At 55.4% G+C, this 18,062-nt stretch carries 19 protein-coding genes; 10 read left to right on the plus strand and 9 right to left on the minus strand.

Annotation, left to right across the window (positions count from 1 at the left end; genetic code table 11):
- Positions 1 to 113: 113 nt before the first annotated feature.
- Genes cmoB through ACSZPU_RS09065 form a run of 5 tightly spaced genes read right to left on the minus strand, consistent with a single transcriptional unit; the run spans position 114 to position 3,690 of the window.
- On the minus strand, positions 114 to 1,085 hold the full coding sequence (cmoB, locus tag ACSZPU_RS09045; RefSeq protein WP_498997746.1) for a tRNA 5-methoxyuridine(34)/uridine 5-oxyacetic acid(34) synthase CmoB: 972 nt from the start codon (positions 1,083 to 1,085) through the stop codon (positions 114 to 116).
- Positions 1,082 to 1,825 carry a carboxy-S-adenosyl-L-methionine synthase CmoA gene (cmoA, locus tag ACSZPU_RS09050; RefSeq protein WP_498997747.1) on the minus strand — a complete coding sequence of 248 codons (744 nt, stop codon included), beginning with the start codon at positions 1,823 to 1,825 and terminating at the stop codon, positions 1,082 to 1,084. Before cmoA ends, cmoB begins: the two co-directional genes overlap by 4 nt.
- A gap of 39 nt (positions 1,826 to 1,864) precedes the next feature.
- Positions 1,865 to 2,260 (minus strand): MAPEG family protein, encoded by a 396-nt coding sequence (locus tag ACSZPU_RS09055; RefSeq protein WP_498997749.1) that lies wholly within the window; start codon positions 2,258 to 2,260, stop codon positions 1,865 to 1,867.
- Positions 2,261 to 2,308: 48 nt separating this feature from the next.
- Entirely contained in the window at positions 2,309 to 3,127 is an 819-nt protein-coding gene (locus ACSZPU_RS09060) for a DUF72 domain-containing protein (RefSeq protein WP_498997750.1), read from the minus strand.
- The gene (locus tag ACSZPU_RS09065; protein WP_498997752.1) at positions 3,124 to 3,690 is read right to left on the minus strand and encodes a hydrolase; all 567 of its coding nucleotides are present in this window, start codon (positions 3,688 to 3,690) and stop codon (positions 3,124 to 3,126) included. The genes ACSZPU_RS09060 and ACSZPU_RS09065 overlap by 4 nt, the downstream gene beginning before the upstream one ends.
- A 268-nt stretch (positions 3,691 to 3,958) precedes the next feature.
- Between ACSZPU_RS09065 and aspS the strand changes: the two genes are divergently transcribed.
- From aspS to ruvC, 4 genes are all read left to right on the plus strand, one after another.
- On the plus strand, positions 3,959 to 5,728 hold the full coding sequence (gene aspS / locus ACSZPU_RS09070; protein ID WP_498997754.1) for an aspartate--tRNA ligase: 1,770 nt from the start codon (positions 3,959 to 3,961) through the stop codon (positions 5,726 to 5,728).
- Between the two features lie 117 nt (positions 5,729 to 5,845).
- A complete protein-coding gene (gene nudB / locus ACSZPU_RS09075) occupies positions 5,846 to 6,298 on the plus strand; it encodes a dihydroneopterin triphosphate diphosphatase (RefSeq protein WP_498997801.1) in 453 nt (150 codons plus the stop codon).
- A gap of 26 nt (positions 6,299 to 6,324) precedes the next feature.
- Complete coding sequence (locus ACSZPU_RS09080) at positions 6,325 to 7,065, plus strand: YebC/PmpR family DNA-binding transcriptional regulator (protein ID WP_498997756.1); 741 nt, start codon at positions 6,325 to 6,327, stop codon at positions 7,063 to 7,065.
- Positions 7,066 to 7,099: 34 nt separating this feature from the next.
- Entirely contained in the window at positions 7,100 to 7,621 is a 522-nt protein-coding gene (gene ruvC / locus ACSZPU_RS09085) for a crossover junction endodeoxyribonuclease RuvC (protein WP_498997758.1), read from the plus strand.
- Here ruvC and ACSZPU_RS09090 read toward each other — a convergent pair.
- The gene (locus ACSZPU_RS09090) at positions 7,593 to 8,435 is read right to left on the minus strand and encodes a helix-turn-helix transcriptional regulator (RefSeq protein WP_498997760.1); all 843 of its coding nucleotides are present in this window, start codon (positions 8,433 to 8,435) and stop codon (positions 7,593 to 7,595) included. The two genes, ruvC and ACSZPU_RS09090, sit on opposite strands and share 29 nt — an antisense overlap.
- Positions 8,436 to 8,530: 95 nt before the next feature.
- Between ACSZPU_RS09090 and ACSZPU_RS09095 the strand changes: the two genes are divergently transcribed.
- The 3 genes from ACSZPU_RS09095 (at position 8,531) to ruvB (ending at position 11,143) form a co-directional block, all read left to right on the plus strand.
- Positions 8,531 to 9,400, plus strand: coding sequence for an SDR family oxidoreductase (locus tag ACSZPU_RS09095; protein ID WP_498997762.1), 870 nt, complete (start codon positions 8,531 to 8,533; stop codon positions 9,398 to 9,400).
- A gap of 109 nt (positions 9,401 to 9,509) precedes the next feature.
- Positions 9,510 to 10,121, plus strand: coding sequence for a Holliday junction branch migration protein RuvA (gene ruvA / locus ACSZPU_RS09100; RefSeq protein WP_498997764.1), 612 nt, complete (start codon positions 9,510 to 9,512; stop codon positions 10,119 to 10,121).
- 8 nt (positions 10,122 to 10,129) lie between these two features.
- Positions 10,130 to 11,143 carry a Holliday junction branch migration DNA helicase RuvB gene (gene ruvB, locus ACSZPU_RS09105; RefSeq protein ID WP_498997767.1) on the plus strand — a complete coding sequence of 338 codons (1,014 nt, stop codon included), beginning with the start codon at positions 10,130 to 10,132 and terminating at the stop codon, positions 11,141 to 11,143.
- Positions 11,144 to 11,467: 324 nt separating this feature from the next.
- Here the strand turns inward: ruvB and znuB are convergent, their stop codons facing one another.
- Positions 11,468 to 12,253 carry a zinc ABC transporter permease subunit ZnuB gene (gene znuB / locus ACSZPU_RS09110; protein WP_498997768.1) on the minus strand — a complete coding sequence of 262 codons (786 nt, stop codon included), beginning with the start codon at positions 12,251 to 12,253 and terminating at the stop codon, positions 11,468 to 11,470.
- Entirely contained in the window at positions 12,250 to 13,005 is a 756-nt protein-coding gene (gene znuC / locus ACSZPU_RS09115) for a zinc ABC transporter ATP-binding protein ZnuC (RefSeq protein WP_498997771.1), read from the minus strand. The genes znuB and znuC overlap by 4 nt, the downstream gene beginning before the upstream one ends.
- Positions 13,006 to 13,083: 78 nt before the next feature.
- Here znuC and znuA point away from each other — a divergent pair, with 78 nt between their 5' ends.
- The 3 genes from znuA (at position 13,084) to lpxM (ending at position 16,465) form a co-directional block, all read left to right on the plus strand.
- On the plus strand, positions 13,084 to 14,028 hold the full coding sequence (gene znuA / locus ACSZPU_RS09120; protein WP_498997773.1) for a zinc ABC transporter substrate-binding protein ZnuA: 945 nt from the start codon (positions 13,084 to 13,086) through the stop codon (positions 14,026 to 14,028).
- A 15-nt stretch (positions 14,029 to 14,043) separates the two neighbouring features.
- Positions 14,044 to 15,375 (plus strand): murein DD-endopeptidase MepM, encoded by a 1,332-nt coding sequence (gene mepM, locus ACSZPU_RS09125; protein WP_498997776.1) that lies wholly within the window; start codon positions 14,044 to 14,046, stop codon positions 15,373 to 15,375.
- Positions 15,376 to 15,493: 118 nt separating this feature from the next.
- Positions 15,494 to 16,465, plus strand: coding sequence for a lauroyl-Kdo(2)-lipid IV(A) myristoyltransferase (gene lpxM / locus ACSZPU_RS09130; protein ID WP_498997779.1), 972 nt, complete (start codon positions 15,494 to 15,496; stop codon positions 16,463 to 16,465).
- A gap of 40 nt (positions 16,466 to 16,505) precedes the next feature.
- On the opposite strand, the gene pyk is transcribed toward lpxM, so the two are convergent.
- The gene (pyk, locus tag ACSZPU_RS09135; RefSeq protein ID WP_498997781.1) at positions 16,506 to 17,948 is read right to left on the minus strand and encodes a pyruvate kinase; all 1,443 of its coding nucleotides are present in this window, start codon (positions 17,946 to 17,948) and stop codon (positions 16,506 to 16,508) included.
- Positions 17,949 to 18,062 lie beyond the last annotated feature (114 nt).

Here is an 18,062-nt window from a genome sequence, read left to right on the forward strand (position 1 = left end):
AAGACTCTCAGAGTCTGGACTGAGTACGCCCCTATGGGGCGTTATCAATGCCACCTGCTATGCAGGTGGTTTTTTACTTATGCACGATTTTTCACTGAGTAGTGAGGGGAATACTACGGCTTTCTGGCGATCAACACCGCACGCACCGGGGCAGGGTAGCCTTCAATGGTCTTCGTGTTGTCATTCGGGTCGAGGAAATCTGCCAGCGACTCGGTCACCATCCACGATGTACCGCGCTGCTCTTCAATGCTTGTCGCGCAAACATCAGCGATACGTACATCGACAAAGCCGCACTTCTCAAGCCAGTTTTTCAGCGCCGCCGCAGACGGAATAAAGTAGACGTTACGCATCTGCGCATAGCGGTCACCCGGCACCAGCACGGTATGCTCATCACCTTCAACAACCAGCGTTTCCAGTACCAGCTCGCCGTCTTTCACCAGCTGATCTTTCAATTGCCACAGGTGCTCAAGCGGGGAGCGGCGGTGATAAAGTACGCCCATAGAAAACACGGTATCGAAGGCGTTCAGGGCAGGCAGTTGCTCAATGCCCAGCGGCAATAAATGGGCGCGTCGATCGTCACCCAGCAGCTTACGTACCGCTTCGAACTGGCACAGGAACAGTTGCGTCGGGTCGATACCCACCGCCAGTCTGGCCCCTGCGCCAATCATGCGCCACATATGGTAGCCGCTGCCGCAGCCCACATCGAGAATGGTACGCCCCTGCAAATCAGACAGATGCGGCAACACGCGGTCCCATTTCCAGTCGGAACGCCATTCGGTGTCGATGTTGATGCCATACAGGGAATAAGGCCCTTTACGCCACGGCATCAGGTGGCGCAGCAGGGTTTCCATACGCGTTAGTTGCCCGGCGCTTAACGGCGTTTCGCTCTCGGCGGTGACACTATTGAGCAAATCAAGATGCGACGGCGTCAGTTCGGGCAAGAAATTGACGGCGTTGGTCCACTGTTTGAACTGGCCATGAAGCTGCTCGCGCTGCCAGGCGGCAATCTGCGCCGGCAGGGTTTCTAACCAGTGGGACAGCGGGCTGACGGCGATTTGCTGATAAAAACGGTCGAACGTGATCATGCCGCTTTACCTGCCTTTAGCGCAATCAGCGAGCCAAAGTTAAAGCACTGGAACCAGACTTCGCTGTGTTCAAACCCGGCCTGTTGCAGACGAGATTTATGCTTTTCGACCGAATCCGTCAGCATCACATTTTCCAGCATGCTGCGCTTCTGGCTGATTTCCAGCTCGCTGTAGCCGTTGGCGCGTTTAAAGTCATGGTGCATGTTGAATAACAGCTCGCCGACATTGGCATCTTCAAAACTGAATTTTTCCGACAGCACCAGCGCGCCGCCGGGGTTCAGCCCCTGATAAATTTTATCCAGCAGCGCCTGGCGTTCGTCGGGCTCAAGAAATTGCAGGGTAAAATTCAGCACCACCATGGAAGCATTTTCAATGGTGATATCGCGAATATCGCCTTCGATAACCTCGACCGGCGTCGGCGCTTTGTAGGCATCAATATGACGACGGCAGCGTTCAACCATGGCCGGAGAGTTATCCACGGCAATGATTTTGCAGCCATCGTGATGAATATTGCGGCGCACGGAAAGCGTCGCGGCACCTAAGGAACAGCCCAGGTCGTAAATCTGCGTCTGCGGCTGAACAAAGCGCTCCGCCAGCATGCCGATCATCGAGATAATATTGGAGTAACCCGGTACGGAGCGCTGGATCATATCCGGGAAGACTTCGGCAACCCGTTCATCGAAGGTCCAGTCGCCCAGGCTGGCGATAGGCGCGGAAAAAAGCATGTCGCGGTTAGACATAATGTAAACATCCGGGAAAACAAAGTGGCGTATTGTGCGCTAATGCAGGGAGAAAACCAACTCCCACGGCATATACCACAGGTTTGCCAGCACCATCAGCAGCAGTGAACTCCAGGTGGCGCTCATACCGGAACGACGCCAGCTGAGCTGCCGATGATGAAGCCCGTAGTAATGCATTAAGCGCCCGGCAATGAGCAGGATGCCGCACACGTGAACCATCCAGGTTTCAGCGCCGTTCATCTCCATGAACAACAGTAAACCCAACGCCAGCGGAATGTATTCCACGGCATTACCGTGAATGCGAATAGCGCTTTGCAACTCGCTAAAACCACCGTCGCCATAGCTAACGCGGTATTGCGTACGCAGACGCACAACATCAAATGAAAACTTAATGAGCAGTAACGCACCCAGCACGGCATAAAGCGCGCTTACCATACAAACTCCCTTTCTTCGCGGATGGCTTTACAATGATAGGTAATCCGTTCAGAAAAGAGAAGATTGCAGCGGAATGGACGGAGCAGTGCCCAGCGACGGCAGCGCCTGTTGCAGATCTTTCCACAGCGCGTCCACGAGTTCCGGCGACTGGCCGTTATCCGGCGTGTGCAAAAAAAGGTACGGCGTGCTGTGCTGTTCCCACTGCGGCAGCTTCTCCAGCCAGACGCTGAATAATTGACGATTCTGTTCCATGTCGTCGCCACCGATAAAGCGGATCAATGGGTTTTGCGCGGTGACCAGTGCATGAACCGGCAGTTTGGGCTTCTTGCGCTGGGCATCAATGACCGCTTCACTGTGCGGGATGGCGCTGTGTATCGGGCGGCTATCGAGGATCACCCGGTTAACGCCGCGCTGATGCAGTCCGCGATTAAGCGCCAGCTCTATTTCACCTTTGGCAAAAAATTCCGGGTGACGCACTTCGACGCCGTAGGTGAAATCAGTCGGAAGCCCATCCAGGAACGCCCACAGTGCCGGAAGATCGCGCGGACCAAAGGTGGCGGGGAGCTGTAACCAGTACTGGCCGATCCGTGTTTCCAGCGGCGCAAGACGGGTGAAAAATTCCTGCGTCAGATCGCCACACTGGCGCAGCGAGGCGGTATGGGAAATGGTGGACGGAAATTTAAAGCAAAAGCGGAAATCATCACCGGTTTGATCGTACCAGCGCTGGACAATCTCGGCTTTCGGTAGCGCATACAGCGTGGTGTTGCCCTCCACGCAGTTAAAGTGGCGGGCATAGTCTTCAAGGCTGGTGATGCCAAGCCGCATCCATTTCGGGTGCGACCATTGTGGCAGGCCAAGGTAAATCATAGCGCGGCCAGGATCTCCTCGCTGCTGCGCACGCGACCAATGCGCGGGAAGATATGAGTCATGCTACCCTGATGTTGTTCGCTGCTGGCGGCAGAGCAGGCATCCTCGGCGACCACCAGGTTAAAGCCCAGCTCCCAGGCGTTACGGGCGGTGGATTCCACGCCGATGTTGGTGGAAATACCGCACAGCACGATGGTGTCGATACCGCGACGACGCAGTTGCAGCTCAAGATCGGTACCGTAGAAAGCGCCCCACTGGCGTTTGGTGACCTCAATGTCGCTCTCTTTTTTGCCCAATGTCACCGGGTACGTCCACCAGTTTTCCGGTAAAGCGTGGCCGCCAGCCTGCGCATCAACCGGTTGTTTTAAGGCTTCGGCAAAATCCGCAGACCAGCCAACGCGAACCAGAATGACCGGTGCGTTGTTGGCGCGAAACGCGTCGGCAAGCTTCGCGGAACGTTTCACCACATCCTCAGCGCTGTGTGGACCACCGGCGAACGGCAGGATACCTTCCTGTAAATCGATAACCACCAGGGCGGTGTTTGCAGCATTAAGCTCCAGCATGATAACTCCTGAAAAATGAATGAGGTCGCACTTACCTTACGCGGTATCTTGCTGCACCCGGTTTACAAATTTTGTTAATTTTTGTGAGAATACGCATTAAGCGTGCGCAGCAAACGCGCGTACGGGCGGTATCGGGCTTATCGTGAGCCATTATTTCCAGTATAATAGCCCCCTTTTTTCATCCAGTTGTGACATTCAGTTAAAGCTGCGACATCGTCGCCTGCACGGCAGGCAACAATTAGCCTGCGGCAAAGTTAAGGGATATCTCATGCGTACAGAATATTGCGGGCAGCTGCGTAAGTCCCACGTTGGGCAGCAGGTGACGCTGTGTGGTTGGGTCAATCGTCGTCGTGATCTCGGCAGCCTTATTTTCATTGATATGCGTGACCGCGAAGGCATCGTGCAGGTGTTCTTCGATCCGGACGCAGAAGCATTCAAACTTGCTTCCGAACTGCGTAATGAGTTCTGCATCGTGGTGACCGGCACAGTGCGTGCTCGTGACGAGAAAAACGTTAACAGCGATATGGCGACCGGTGAAGTGGAAGTATTTGCCACCGAACTGACCATTATCAACCGCTCTGAGCCGTTGCCGCTGGATTCCAACCAGGTCAACACCGAAGAAGCGCGTCTGAAATACCGCTATCTGGACCTGCGTCGTCCGGAGATGGCGCAGCGCCTGAAAACCCGCGCTAAAATCACCAGCTTCGTGCGCCGCTTTATGGATGACCACGGTTTCCTCGATATCGAAACCCCGATGCTGACCAAAGCCACGCCGGAAGGCGCGCGCGACTATCTGGTGCCGTCTCGCGTACATAAAGGCAAATTCTACGCGCTGCCGCAGTCTCCACAGCTGTTCAAACAACTGCTGATGATGTCCGGTTTCGATCGCTACTATCAGATCGTGAAATGCTTCCGTGACGAAGACCTACGTGCTGACCGTCAGCCAGAATTCACCCAGATCGATGTGGAAACCTCCTTCCTGACCGCGCCGCAGGTGCGTGAAGTGATGGAAGACCTGATTCGCAAACTGTGGCTGGACATTAAAGGCGTCGACCTGGGCCAGTTCCCAATCATGACCTTCGCTGAAGCGGAACGTCGTTACGGCTCCGACAAACCAGACCTGCGTAACCCGATGGAGCTGGTGGACGTTGCTGACCTGCTGAAAAACGTTGAGTTTGCGGTGTTCGCAGGCCCGGCTAACGACGCGAAAGGCCGCGTTGCTGCACTGCGCGTACCGGGCGGCGCTTCTCTGACCCGTAAGCTGATTGATGAATACGGCAACTTTGTGAAGATCTATGGCGCGAAAGGCCTGGCTTACATCAAAGTGACCGAACGTGCGAAAGGCATGGAAGGCATCAACAGCCCGGTGGCGAAATTCCTGACCGCCGACATCGTCAAAGCGATTCTTGAGCGCACCGGCGCACAAGACGGCGACATGATCTTCTTCGGCGCGGACAACAAGAAAGTGGTTGCCGATGCGCTGGGTGCGTTGCGTCTGAAACTCGGTAAAGACCTGAGCCTGACCGACGAAAACAAATGGGCGCCGCTGTGGGTTATCGACTTCCCGATGTTTGAAGACGACGGCGAAGGCGGCCTGACCGCGATGCACCACCCGTTCACCTCACCGAAAGACATGACGGCGGACGAGCTGAAAGCAGCACCGGAAGATGCGGTAGCAAACGCCTACGACATGGTCATCAACGGCTATGAAGTGGGGGGCGGTTCTGTGCGTATTCACCGTGGTGACATGCAGCAGACGGTGTTCGGCATCCTCGGCATTAACGAACAAGAACAGCGCGAGAAGTTTGGCTTCCTGCTGGACGCGCTGAAATACGGTACCCCGCCGCACGCAGGTCTGGCATTCGGTCTTGACCGTCTGACCATGCTGCTGACCGGCACCGATAACATCCGTGACGTTATCGCCTTCCCGAAAACCACCGCGGCTGCCTGTCTGATGACCGAAGCCCCGAGCTTTGCTAACCCGGTCTCTCTGGCCGAGCTGAGCATCGCAGTGGTGAAAAAGGAAGAGAACAACTGATATGACTGATATACACGAAATCATTCGCCCTGCATCGCGGCGGCAACTGAGTGAATTCCCATGAACATAGATGACTATGTGAATGGGATGAACGAGGGCAGCCAACAACGAGGCAGCGTGAAGGATAAAGTGTATAAGCATCCCGTCTCGATTCTTGTTGTTATCTATGCAGAGGATACGAAGCGGGTGCTGATGTTGCAGCGGCGCGATGATCCCGATTTCTGGCAGTCGGTTACCGGCAGTCTGGAAGAGGGCGAATCCGCGTCGCAAGCCGCCGCGCGCGAAGTAAAGGAAGAGGTCACCATAGACGTTGCACAAGAGCAACTGGCCTTAATTGACTGTCAGCGCACGGTGGAGTTTGAAATTTTTGAACATTTACGTCATCGCTATGCCCCTGGCGTGGTGCGCAATACCGAATCCTGGTTCTGTCTTGCGCTACCCCATGAACGGTCGGTCGTGTTCACTGAACATTTGGCCTACCGCTGGGTCGATGCACCGCAAGCGGCCGCGTTAACCAAGTCGTGGAGCAACCGGCAGGCGATTGAAGAATTTGTAATTCATGCCGTATAAATCAACGGTTAAGTGGAGAGTTTCTTATGGCAGGTCACAGTAAATGGGCCAACACCAAACACCGCAAAGCGGCACAGGATGCCAAGCGCGGTAAAATCTTTACCAAAATCATTCGTGAGCTGGTTACCGCAGCGCGCCTCGGCGGCGGCGATATCGGTTCCAACCCGCGTCTGCGTGCGGCAGTGGATAAAGCACTGGGCAACAACATGACCCGTGACACCCTGAACCGTGCTATCGCACGTGGCGTGGGCGGCGATGACGAAGCGAACATGGAAACCATCATTTATGAAGGTTACGGTCCTGGCGGCACGGCGGTGATGGTGGAATGTCTATCTGACAACCGTAACCGTACCGTTGCCGAAGTGCGCCATGCCTTCACCAAAACCGGTGGTAACCTGGGCACTGACGGTTCCGTTGCTTACCTGTTCAGCAAAAAAGGCGTCATCTCCTTCGAGAAAGGCGACGAAGATGTGATCATGGAAGCGGCGCTGGAAGCGGGTGCAGAAGACGTTGTGACCTTCGATGACGGTGCGATTGACGTTTACACCGCATGGGAAGAGATGGGCGCTGTGCGTGATGCGCTGGAAGCCGCAGGCCTGAAAGCTGATAACGCCGAAGTCTCCATGATCCCGTCAACCAAAGCGGATATGGATGCGGAAACCGCACCAAAACTGCTGCGTTTGATCGACATGCTGGAAGATTGCGACGATGTGCAGGAAGTTTACCATAATGGTGAAATTTCCGACGAGGTTGCGGCTACTCTCTAATGAGGCAGCTTACCGCAACAACTGGAGACGCGTGATGGCTATCATCCTCGGTATCGACCCGGGTTCACGCGTAACCGGCTACGGTGTGATTCGCCAGGTAGGCAGGCAACTGACCTACCTGGGCAGCGGATGCATTCGTACCAAAGTCGACGATTTACCGTCGCGCCTGAAATTAATTTATGCCGGCGTGACGGAAATCATCACTCAGTTCCAGCCTGATTACTTCGCAATCGAACAAGTCTTTATGGCGAAAAACGCCGACTCAGCGCTCAAGCTTGGGCAGGCGCGCGGCGTGGCGATTGTGGCTGCCGTAAACCAGGACTTGCCGGTGTTTGAATATGCTGCCCGGCAGGTCAAACAGACAGTGGTGGGGATTGGCAGCGCCGAGAAAAGCCAGGTTCAGCATATGGTGCGTACTTTACTGAAACTTCCGGCGAACCCGCAGGCGGATGCCGCCGACGCTCTGGCGATTGCCATCACCCATTGCCATGTCAGCCAGAATGCGATGCAGGTAAGTGATTCCCGGCTTAATCTGGCGCGCGGTCGACTGCGCTAAGTAATGCGCTGATCTTTTCGGCATCCTCTGGCGTTGACGGGTTGTAGACGATCATCGTCAGATCCGGCTGCCCTTCAACGGCAAAACTCGAATATTCCAGCGATAATCTCCCCGCCTCACGATGGATCAACACCTTCGTGCCTTCTCCCATCGTATCGATAGTATTGCTACGCCAGAGTTCGGCAAACAGCGGTGACGCGGCCATCATTTCATCAATAAGCGGTTTCACTTCATCAGCGGCGCCCGAACGGGTGGCATCTGCGCGAAAGGCCGCGACCAGCGACTGCGCCAGACCTTCCCAGTCCGTTTGCGTCTCACGCACCTGTGGGTCGAGAAAGATACGCCGCAGGATATTACGTTCAGCGTGGGGTAGTGTCGCGTAATCGGTGAGCACCACGGCGGCGGGCTGATTCCATGCCAGCACATCCCAGGTGGCGGTGCGGATCATCGCCGGGCTGAGCGACATGCAATCCAGTACTTTTTGTAGACGCGCGGTGATGGCCTGCACCGGGGTGTAGCGCACCTCAGGCGCACGGCCCAGCGCCAGATGGAAGACATGCTCGCGCTCAGGTGGGCTAAGCTGTAAGGCGTGGCATAAGCGCTCCAGTACTTCGGCGGAGGGGGTACCGCCACGGCCTTGCTCCAGCCAGGTGTACCAGGTTGCGCTAATACAGGCCAGATGTGCCACCTCTTCACGGCGCAAACCAGGCGTGCGCCGTCTGCCGGTATGAAAGCCAAGGGCATCCGGGTCAAGCCGCGCACGGCGGTGTTTCAGGTAATCGCCTAACTCTGTGGGGCGGGTGTCGCGCTGCATCCTGTTAGTCCTTATACCACGATAATGTCACTACTTTTCACCTGTGAGGATATTCATCACTATCACGTAATGAGTCAACACAAGGGGAGTTTGCTATGCATGTTTTTCTGACGGGCGCGTCCGGTTGGGTCGGTTCCGCCGTTGCCGAGGATTTGCTCGTCGCTGGGCATCAGGTCACCGGACTGGTGCGCAATGCGGAAAAAGCACAGTCGCTGGTGGCGCTGGGCGCGCAGGTGTTCACCGGGACGCTGGACGATCATCAACTGCTGCATGATGGCGCAAGCCGGGCGGACGCGGTCATCCATACCGCCTTCAATCATGATTTTTCGCGCTTTAGTGAGAACTGCGCGCAGGATGAACGTGCTATTCAGATTATGGGTGAGGCGCTGCGCGGTAGCGATCGTCCTTTGCTGGTGACCTCGGGGCTGGCAATGATTGCCCCCGGGCATCTGGCGCTGGAAAGCGATCTGCCGTTCGTTTCCCCGGCGTATCCACGCCGTTCTGAACCTGCGGCACGCGAACTGACACAAAAGGGTGTGCGGGCAGCAACGGTACGCCTGTCGCCAACGGTCCATGGCGTGGGCGATCACGGGTTTATCCCTATTCTGATTGGCCTTGCGAAGCAGACCGGGGTCTCGGCCTGGCCAGAAGAGGTAGAAAATCGCTGGGCGGCGGTACACCGTCGGGATGCCGCCACGCTGTATCGGTTAGCTCTGGAGACGGGCGTCACGCAGGAGGCCTATCACGCGGTCGCGGAAGAGGGGATTGCGTTTCGCGATATCGCGCAGGCCATCGGGAAACACCTGGGCGTGCCTGCCGAACCGCGGGCGCGGGAACACTTTGGCTGGTTTGCTGATTTCGCTTCTATCGATATGGCGGCCAGCAGTGAACAGACCCGTGCGGTTCTGGGCTGGACTCCGGCGCATCCCACGCTGCTTGCCGACCTTGCGCAGACGAAATATTAGGCCAGTAAACCAACACATCTCGCTTTTCATCAATAAGCGGCTGGATATCTATCCAGCCTTTTTTTATGATACAGCATTCTAACTTCGGCCATTAACGCAGGAGCGTCACGTGATAGGCAGACTCAGAGGCATTATTCTCGAAAAACAGCCCCCTTTAGTCCTGATGGAAGTCGGAGGCGTGGGCTACGAAGTGCATATGCCAATGACCTGTTTCTATGAACTGCCCGAGGCGGGAAAAGAAGCGGTGGTCTTTACCCACTTTGTGGTGCGTGAAGATGCGCATCTGCTGTTTGGCTTTAACAACAAACAAGAGCGCACGCTGTTTCGCGAGCTGATCAAAACCAATGGCGTGGGGCCGAAGCTGGCGCTGGCAATCCTTTCCGGTATGAACGCGCAGCAGTTCGTGAACGCCGTTGAACGCGAAGAGCCTGCGGCGTTGATTAAGCTACCGGGTATTGGCAAGAAAACCGCTGAGCGTTTGATTGTCGAAATGAAAGACCGCTTTAAAGGGTTGCATGGCGATCTGTTTACGCCAGCGGCCGACCTGGTACTGACATCGCCTGCCGGCCCGGCTGCGGATGATGACGAGCAGGAAGCGGTTGCTGCGCTGGTGGCGTTGGGCTATAAACCTCAGGAAGCCAGCCGTATGGTCAGCAAAATCGCCAAACCGGACGCCAACAGTGAAACTCTGATCCGCGAAGCATTGCGCGCCGCGTTGTGAGGTAAAGGATGATTGAAGCAGACCGTCTGGTATCCCCCGACAGCGTAATTAATGAGGAAGAAGTTGCGGATCGCGCTATTCGCCCGAAATTACTGGCGGAGTATGTCGGCCAGCCGCAGGTGCGCTCGCAGATGGAAATTTTTATTCAGGCGGCGAAGCTGCGCGGCGACGCGCTGGATCACTTGCTGATATTCGGTCCGCCGGGGCTGGGTAAAACCACCCTGGCGAACATTGTGGCCAATGAGATGGGCGTGAATTTGCGTACCACCTCCGGTCCGGTGCTGGAAAAAGCGGGCGACCTGGCGGCGATGCTCACCAACCTTGAGCCCCATGACGTGCTGTTTATTGATGAGATCCACCGTCTCTCGCCAGTGGTAGAAGAAGTGCTCTACCCGGCAATGGAAGATTATCAGCTCGATATCATGATCGGTGAAGGCCCGGCGGCGCGCTCAATCAAGATTGATTTGCCTCCCTTTACGTTAATTGGCGCAACGACCCGCGCGGGTTCGCTAACGTCGCCACTGCGTGACCGTTTCGGGATTGTGCAACGCCTGGAGTTTTACCAAGTGGCGGATTTACAGCATATCGTGGGACGCAGCGCGCGTTACATGGGGCTGGATATGAGCGAAGAGGGTGCGCTGGAGGTGGCAAAACGTTCCCGCGGCACGCCGCGTATTGCCAACCGCCTGCTGCGCCGGGTGCGCGATTTTGCCGAAGTGAAGCACGATGGGGCGATTACGCTTGATGTCGCTTCGCAGGCGCTGGATATGCTGAATGTGGATGCGGAAGGTTTCGATTACATGGACCGTAAGCTGCTGCTGGCGGTGATCGATAAGTTCTTTGGCGGCCCGGTTGGCCTGGATAACCTTGCCGCCGCGATTGGTGAAGAGCGCGAAACCATTGAAGACGTGCTGGAGCCGTTTTTAATCCAGCAGGGCTTCCTGCAACGCACCTCGCGTGGCCGCATGGCGACGGTCAGGGCGTGGAACCACTTCGGTATCACACCGCCAGAGATGCCCTAAGTTTTTCCCGACTCAGTAGTCGTTGTCGATATCCTGCATGGCCGAACGGGAAACCAGTATCGCCAGCAGGATAATCAACGTAAGGGTGCCAATCCCGATCATGAGCAGCATCATTTGCCCCTCCAGTCTGGTTAGCCTGTCCATACCGCACAACAGTCCTTACAGAAACTGTAGATGCTGATTGCGGGGCATCACGCAATAAAATCAGGGATATGCGCAAAGGATCACACGGGTGAAATATTTCGCTGAAAGACTGGCGGGTTAACCGGGTTATGGACTAGCAGGAAGGCCGAAACGGTGTGTTTCGGCCTAAAGAAGACGGGTTCAGGTAGCGCTTTTTTTCATCATGCTGAATATGAACAGCAGGGCGGCGCAAAGCACAACGGACGGCCCGGCAGGTGTGTCGTAAAAAGCAGAGAACGTCAGGCCACCTGTCACGGCAATCATGCCGATACCCACCGCCACGCCCGCCATTTGTTCTGGCGTACGGGCAAAGCGTCGCGCGGTGGCGGCGGGGATGATCAGCAGGGAGGTGATAATCAGTGCCCCGACAAACTTCATCGCGACCCCAATCGTCAAGGCCGTTACCAGCATCAGCAGCAGCTTCACGCGCTGTAACTTCACGCCATCGACAAAAGCCAGCTCCGGGCTGATGGTCATAGAGAGCAGGTTACGCCACTGCCAGAACAGAATCCCGAGCACCAGCACCACGCCAATCGCGATAGAGATCAAATCCTCCGGCGTCACTGCCAGCAGATCGCCAAACAGATAGGCCATCAGGTCGACGCGAATATTCGACATCAGGCTGACAACCACCATCCCGAGGGATAATGCGCTGTGAGCCATAATTCCCAGTAATGTATCGATGGCCAGATGCGGGCGTTTTTCCAGCCAGACCAGCCCGGCGGCGAGTAGAAGCGTGACGGCAATGACTGCATAGAACGGATTTACGTCAAGCAGCAGACCGAAAGCGACCCCCAGCAATGAGGCGTGGGCAAGGGTGTCGCCAAAGTAAGACATTCGACGCCAGACCACAAAGGAACCCAGTGGGCCTGCGGCGCAAGCAAGCATTATCCCGGCTAACCATCCGGGCAGCAGTAATTCAATCATCCGCGTCCATTTCCCTGACGTAATACGATGCGCCCCTGTAAATCATGGCGATGATTATGACGGTGGCGATAAATACCCAGCTGTTCTGCGCCGCGCGGGCCGAACATCGAGATAAACTCAGGGTGCATGGAGACCACTTCCGGCGCGCCGGAGCAGCAAATATGGTGGTTCAGGCACAGGACTTCGTCCGTTTTTGCCATCACCAGATGCAGATCATGGGAAACCATCAGTACGGCGCAATCGAGCTCGCGGCGCAGCTGATCGATAAGATCGTACAGCGCAACCTGACCGTTGACGTCTACGCCCTGGGTTGGCTCATCCAGCACCAGCAACTGAGGCCGATTGAGCAGGGCACGGGCCAGCAGCACGCGCTGGGTTTCACCACCGGATAATTTCTGCATAGGGGCATCGACAAGGTGCGCGGCATTCACACGTTTCAATGCCGGAACAATGTCATCTTTGCGGGTACCTGGACGCAGGCGCATAAAGCGACCAACGGTCAGCGGCAGCGTGGTGTCGAGATGCAGCTTTTGCGGCACGTAGCCAATACGCAGGACATGGCCACGCTTGATCGTCCCGGAATCAGGTGCTACCAGTCCCAGGACCACGCGGACCAGCGTTGATTTCCCTGCGCCATTGGGGCCGAGCAGGGTCAGAATTTTACCGGGCTGTAAATTGAGCGAAATGTCAGACAGTACGCGTCTTTGGCAGAAACTGACGGAGACATTTTCAAGCGTTACCAGATTAGTCATAGCATTTAAAGGGTTGCACAAGTTGTCGAATGTTATAATATCACATTCCACTCATCCATTACGATAATTAGTCGCATTATGTTACATAAAAATACGCTTCTTTGCGCAGCGCTTTCCACCGCGCTGTTAGGCGGTTTAACACACACCGCAAACGCCGCTGTTGTCGCGTCGCTCAAGCCTTTGGGGTTCATCGCATCTGCTATTGCGGATGGGGTAACTACAACAGAAGTATTGCTTCCTGATGGGGCATCCGAGCACGATTATGCTCTGCGACCATCAGATGTAAAACGCTTACAGAACGCGGACTTAGTCTTCTGGGTCGGCCCGGAGATGGAAGCGTTCATGGAGAAGTCCGCGCAGCAGATTCCGGCAGCAAAACAGGTGCTGATGCAAACGCTACCGGGCGTCAAACCGTTACTCATCAAAGGCAGTGATGATGACGACCACGACCATGATGCACACCACCATGGCGACGAAAATAGTGACGAACATCACCATCACGGTGATTACAACATGCATCTGTGGCTTTCACCAGAGATTGCGCGGATGTCGGCGGTTGCAATCCACGATAAATTAGTGGAAGTTATGCCCCAAAGCCGAGCACGGCTGGACGCCAACCTGCAAGCGTTTGAGGCCAGTCTGGCACAAACCGACAAAGAGGTTGGCAGCGAGCTGGCGCCAGTGAAGGGGAAAGGTTATTTCGTTTTTCATGATGCCTATGGCTATTTTGAAAAACACTACGGGCTGACTCCGTTGGGTCACTTTACCGTCAACCCTGAAATTCAACCTGGTGCGCAGCGTTTACATCAAATCAGAACACAGTTGGTTGAGCAAAAAGCAGCCTGCGTTTTTGCTGAGCCACAGTTCAGGCCAGCGGTCGTTGAAGCTGTTGCCAGAGGGACATCCGTTCGAATGGGAACGTTGGATCCACTTGGGACCAGTATCAAACTCGGCAAAGAGAGCTACTCACAGTTCCTTGCCCAGTTATCTAACCAGTATGCGAGCTGCCTGAAAGGAGATTAACGAGGAAGTGAATACGTGCAACAGATAGCCCGCTCTGTCGCCCTGGCATTTAACAATCTGCCTCGACCCCACCGCGTTATGCTGGGGTCGCTTACAGTTCTCACTTTTGCGGTCGCCGTCTGGCGGCCGTACGTCTACCACCCCGATTCCACACCGACACCTATCGTCAAAACCATCGAGCTGGAAAAGAAAGAGATTCGTTCGCTGTTGCCTGAGGCCAGTGAACCTATCGATCAATCCATGCCTGACGAAGTTGAAGATATCCCACAGGATGAACTCGATGATAAAACCGCCGGTGAAGCTGGCGTGCACGAATATGTGGTGTCGACCGGCGATACGCTGAGCAGCATCCTTAATCAGTACGGCATTGATATGGGAGATATCAGCCAGCTCGCGGCGGCGGATAAAGATCTGCGTAACATGAAAATTGGTCAGCAGATCTCCTGGACGCTTACCGCAGATGGCGACCTGCAGCGTATGACCTGGGAAGTGTCCCGCCGTGAAACCCGCACATATGACCGCGTCGATGGCGGTGGTTTTAAAATGAGCAGTGCGATTCAGGAAGGCGACTGGGTTAACTCTGTGCTCAAAGGTACCGTGGGCGGCAGTTTTGTCAGCAGCGCAAAAGACGCCGGATTGACCAACGTGGAAATCAGCGCGGTCATTAAAGCGATGCAGTGGCAGATGGATTTTCGTAAGCTGAAAAAAGGCGATGAATTCTCTGTGCTGATGTCTCGCGAAATGCTGGAAGGGAAGCAGGAGCAGAGCCAGCTGTTGGGCGTACGTTTGCGCTCTGACGGTAAAGATTATTTCGCAATTCGCGCCGACGACGGCAAGTTTTATGACCGCAACGGTACCGGGCTGGCGAAAGGCTTCATGCGTTTCCCGACCGCGAAACAGTTCCGCGTTTCTTCTAACTTCAATCCACGTCGTCTGAACCCGGTGACGGGCCGCGTCGCGCCGCATAAAGGCGTCGATTTTGCCATGCCGCAGGGGACGCCGGTTCTCTCGGTGGGTGACGGTGAGGTGGTGGTTGCCAAACGCAGCGGTGCGGCGGGGTATTATGTCGCGGTTCGCCATGGTCGCACCTACACAACACGCTACATGCACCTGCGTAAACTGCTGGTGAAAGAAGGGCAGAAAGTTAAACGTGGCGATCGCATTGCGCTTTCCGGCAATACCGGTCGTTCAACGGGCCCGCACCTGCACTATGAAGTGTGGATCAACCAGCAGGCGGTGAACCCATTAACGGCGAAGCTGCCAAGGACCGAAGGTCTGAGCGGTAGCGATCGCACTGATTATCTGGCGCAGGTTAAAGACATCGTTCCACAGCTGAAATTCGACTAACGCTTTATCGCGTACAAGCCGGTGTCTGTGGGCACCGGCTTTTTCTTTTGTAGGAATCAGCGCGCCTCGCTACACTATTCTCACTTTGCTTATTTGAATATTTGCCTGCGGAACATGCATGGAAACGAAGAAAAACAATACTGAATACATTCCCGAATTTGAAGAAGGCTTTCGCCATCCGCGCTACTGGGGCGCATGGATAGGCGTGTTTGCGTTTGCGGGCGTGGCGATGATCCCTGCGTCTGTGCGCGATCCGCTGCTGGGGGCTCTGGGGCGTCTTGCCGGAAAATTCGGTAAAAGCGCGCGTCGGCGTGCGCAGATCAACCTGCTGTACTGCTTCCCGGATAAATCAGAAGCAGAACGCGAAGCGATTATCGATGAGATGTTCGCCACCGCGCCACAGGCGATGGTGCTGATGGCGGAGCTGGCGCTGCGTGGGCCAGAGAAGATCCTGCCACGCGTCGAGTGGCAGGGGCGTGAAATCATCGATGCGCTGCGCGACAACAACGAAAACGTCATTTTCCTGGTTCCGCACGGCTGGGGCGTCGATATCCCGGCCATGCTGATGGCCTCGCAGGGGCAGAAAATGGCGGCAATGTTCCATAATCAGGGCAATAAAGTGTTCGATTATGTCTGGAACACGGTACGTCGCCGCTTTGGCGGGCGTCTGCACGCGCGTAACGATGGTATCAAACCCTTTATTCACTCCGTGCGCCAGGGCTACTGGGGCTACTATTTACCGGATCAGGATCACGGCGCTGAGCACAGCGAATTCGTCGATTTCTTTGCGACCTATAAAGCCACGCTGCCGGCGATTGGCCGTTTGATGAAGGTGTGTCGTGCGCGCATTGTGCCGCTGTTTCCGGTATATGACGCGAAGTCGCATCGGCTGATTGTGCAGGTGCGCCCGCCGATGGATGATCTGCTGACCGCAGATGATGTCACCATTGCCCGTCGTATGAACGAAGAGGTTGAAGTGTTTGTCGGCCCGCATCCTGAGCAATACACCTGGATTTTAAAACTGCTGAAAACACGCAAACCGGGTGAGACTGAGCCATACAGACGAAAAGAGCTGTTCCCGAAGAAATAAAAAAACCCCGCGCTGGCGGGGTTTTCTTTTAACGCGCGACTTACTCGACGGTCAGAATACGCGTGGTGTTGGTGGTACCCACGGTGCTCATGACGTCGCCCTGGGTGACAATCACCAGGTCGCCAGAAATCAGGTAGCCTTTGTCACGCAGCAGATTGACCGCGTCATTAGCCGCAACTACACCTTCGTTCACGCTATCGAAATAGACCGGCGTCACGCCACGATACAGCGCGGTCAGGTTCAGGGTGCGTTCGTGACGGGACAGGGCGAAAATCGGCAGGCCAGAGCTGATACGGGAAGTCATCAGCGCCGTCCGACCAGACTCCGTCATGGAGATAATCGCCGTAACCCCTTTCAGGTGGTTAGCCGCATACATCGCCGACATAGCAATTGCTTCTTCCACGTTATCGAACTGAATATCCAGACGGTGTTTTGACACATTGATGCTTGGGATCTTCTCGGCACCCAGACAAACACGCGCCATTGCCGCAACGGTTTCTGCCGGATACTGGCCTGCCGCGGTTTCCGCGGAGAGCATGACCGCATCGGTACCATCCAGCACGGCGTTCGCCACGTCCATCACTTCTGCGCGGGTCGGCATTGGGTTAGTGATCATCGATTCCATCATCTGCGTGGCGGTGATGACTGCGCGGTTCAACTGACGCGCACGGCGGATCAAGGCTTTCTGGATGCCGACCAGTTCCGGGTCACCAATTTCAACGCCCAGGTCGCCACGGGCAACCATCACGACGTCGGAGGCAAGGATCACGTCATCCATTGCTTCCTGGCTGCAAACGGCTTCTGCACGCTCTACTTTTGCGACAATTTTGGCGTCGCAGCCGGCGTCGCGCGCCAGGCGGCGAGCATAGTTCAGGTCTTCGCCGCAACGCGGGAAGGAGACGGCCAGGTAGTCCACGCCAATCAGCGCAGCGGTAACGATATCCGCTTTGTCTTTCTCGGTCAGTGCTTCTGCAGAGAGGCCACCGCCCAGTTTGTTGATACCTTTATTGTTAGACAGCGGACCGCCCACCGTGACTTCGGTGAACACTTTCATGCCCTGGACTTCCAGCACTTTCAGCTGTACGCGGCCATCATCGAGCAGAAGAATATCGCCCGGTACCACGTCAGCAGGCAGACCTTTATAGTCGATACCGACTTCCTCTTTATCGCCTTCGCCTTTGCCAAGGTTGGCATCGAGCAGGAATTTATCGCCAATGTTGAGGAATACTTTGCCTTCCTTGAACGTGGACACGCGAATTTTCGGTCCTTGTAAATCGCCAAGAATAGCTACATGACGTCCCAGTTTTGCCGCAATTTCACGCACTTTGTCAGCACGTAATTTATGATCTTCCGGTGTGCCGTGTGAGAAGTTCATGCGTACCACGTTAGCGCCTGCGGCGATAATTTTCTCGAGATTATTATCGCGGTCAGTGGCCGGGCCTAAGGTGGTAACGATTTTGGTTCTGCGAAGCCTTCTGGACATGTAATACTCCGTTGTCTAAAACAACCAGGTGTTGCGTGAACATGGATTCAGTTAAGTTTTCAAAGTGAGAATTTAACCGAACTGCGTAAGATGTTACAACTTTGTTATTGCTAT

Source organism: Phytobacter sp. V69, from assembly GCF_965644215.1.
Classification (GTDB): Bacteria; Pseudomonadota; Gammaproteobacteria; order Enterobacterales; family Enterobacteriaceae; genus Phytobacter.